The sequence below is a fragment of the Variovorax sp. CAN15 genome (assembly GCF_030462475.1).
Lineage (GTDB): Bacteria > Pseudomonadota > Gammaproteobacteria > Burkholderiales > Burkholderiaceae_C > Variovorax.
Window position 1 is genome coordinate 1 of sequence record NZ_JASMRZ010000191.1, and the last position, 671, is coordinate 671.

General features: G+C 64.8%; 1 pseudogene. It reads right to left on the reverse strand.

The features are described 5' to 3' along the window. Positions 1-247, reverse strand: a pseudogene (locus tag QMO14_RS33325) (integrase); the annotation flags it as partial. Between the last annotated feature and the right edge of the window lie 424 nt (positions 248-671).

Genomic DNA, 671 nt, shown 5'->3' on the forward strand with positions numbered 1-671 from the left:
TTGAGCCGGGGTCCATCAGGACCAGGCGCGCCGTGCCGGGACGCCGCTCACGTGTCTCAGCAGCGGCAAACTCCCCTCGCATCGCGGCGATCGCACTCCGGACCCTTCTCTCATCAACGCGCTCGTCTCCCAGCTGGAGGTAGCGTTCCCAGGCGGCGCGCGGTTCCACGCCCTGAACGATGGCTCGATAGAACGCGAAATGGTCCCGGTGAAGCTTATGCGTTCTGATCGGCGCAGCGCTACGCATGGAAGTTGTCCGATTACTCCAAGGAGGAAGATGGACGGGGACCAGGTGCGAGGGCGCGAACCGTGGCGGCCATGAGTTTGCGATTCGTATCGAGTGCCAGGTTGGGGCAGCCCTCGTCTATCCAGCGCGCTACCACCTCGGCCGCAGCCGCCGGGGCCTGTGCTCGAACGGCGATCCACAGCAATGCTGCATCTGCGTCGTCCTGCAGAGGGTTGCCGTGCTCATCCTCCCAAGGGCCATGTGTACCTGTGCCCTTGCGGTCGGCAACCTCGTTGAGGAACCCGATGATGCTTGCGGGGAATCCTGCACTCGGGCTACCTCCTCCGTCGGCCAAGTCTTTCTTAAACGCCGCCCACGCGTCGGCTGGGACTGCCGAGCGAGCTACGCCCATCCAACGTGCTCGCGCGGGCTCGGAGAGGTCGTT